Annotated in this window: 2 protein-coding genes, 1 tRNA gene and 1 pseudogene; all 4 read right to left on the reverse strand. The window is 57.1% G+C overall.

The features are described from left to right. Nucleotides 1–201: pseudogene (locus AB4043_RS26045) on the reverse strand (transcription termination/antitermination protein NusG); the annotation flags it as partial. 29 nt (nt 202–230) lie between these two features. Beyond that, entirely contained in the window at nt 231–491 is a 261-nt protein-coding gene (gene secE, locus AB4043_RS26050; RefSeq protein ID WP_442302748.1) for a preprotein translocase subunit SecE, read from the reverse strand. 21 nt (nt 492–512) lie between these two features. Continuing rightward, a tRNA-Trp gene (locus AB4043_RS26055) sits at nt 513–588 on the reverse strand. Between the two features lie 56 nt (nt 589–644). Then, nucleotides 645–794 (reverse strand): 50S ribosomal protein L33, encoded by a 150-nt coding sequence (gene rpmG, locus AB4043_RS26060; RefSeq protein ID WP_147649427.1) that lies wholly within the window; start codon nt 792–794, stop codon nt 645–647. Nucleotides 795–1,221 lie beyond the last annotated feature (427 nt).

Raw genomic sequence — 1,221 nt, forward strand, 5'->3', positions numbered from 1 at the left:
GTTCTGCAGACCGAAGGCGTTCTGCAGACCGAAGGCCTGCACACGGCTCTCAATGGACTCGCGCACCTTGCGCTCAAAGCCGGAGTAGGCGTGGATGATGTACCACTTGAAATTTTCATTCGTCGGAGGCGCGAGCTCAGCGGGGGGAACCTGCTCACCACCGTCGTTGCTGCTGCCTGCCGGGTTCAGTTCTTCTGACATGGATGCCTTCTTCAGAGTGCGAGGAAATATTAGTGCGAGGTCAGCTTATCCAGGACTACTTCAATAGCCCTGCCAATGACGTTGTCCACAATCCAGAAGTAGAAGGCAAAGACAAACACGGTTACGATCACGACGATCGTGGTCGAACGGACCTCGGTCGGCGAGGGCGAGACCACCTTCTTCAACTCGTTGCGCACATCCTTGAGAAAGCCGCTCAGCTTTGCCGGCTGGGACTTCCAAACCTGCATTCCCTGGTTCTGCTCTTCTGCCACTGCGACCGCCTTGGCCATAAATGTACCTTCTCGAATCTTTGGCAGGGGCGGAGGGATTCGAACCCCCAAGTTCGGTTTTGGAGACCGACAGTTTAACCGTTGAGCTTACGCCCCTGTGATGACTTACCCGCCAGACCGGCTTCCGCCTGTCTCTCTGGACGGGGAAGTCCCTTACTTGGTTTCCTTATGCGCGGTATGCTTCCGGCAGAACTTGCAGAACTTCGAGAATTCCAGACGGCCGGTGGTCGTCTTCTTGTTCTTGGTGGTCGAGTAGTTCCGGTTCTTGCACTCCGGGCACTGCAGGGTGACGATCTCGCGCATAATTGCTCTCCTTCACTTGGCCAGCCACTTCGACTGGCAAGCAGCTATGTCATTCACTGGACGTTTTACCGCCCTCCCGACACGCCGCGACGCAGGGCGTATGGCCCCTGCTACCAAAATCCTGAGTTTTGTTCCTGGAAGCGAAGCGGTCAGGCCACGCATCGCCTTGGACTATTATCCACGAAACCCGTTGTCAGGGGAAGGGCGGAAGCCGAGATTGCTGGTCGAAAACGCAATCTTCTGTGGAAGTTTCTTGTGCCGCTAAGTCTCTCGAAGCAAAAACAAAAGCGGCGAGCCGAAGCTCGCCGCTTTTGTTGATCATCGCGTTCCGGCATCTACGCGCGAAGCGCGTCTCCCGCCGTCCGCGCAGGACTACTTGACGATCTCGGCGATGGCGCCTGCACCGACGGTGCGGCCWCCCTCACGG

Origin of the sequence: Terriglobus sp. YAF25 (assembly GCF_052113305.1) — a bacterium.
Taxonomy (GTDB): Bacteria; Acidobacteriota; Terriglobia; order Terriglobales; family Acidobacteriaceae; genus Terriglobus.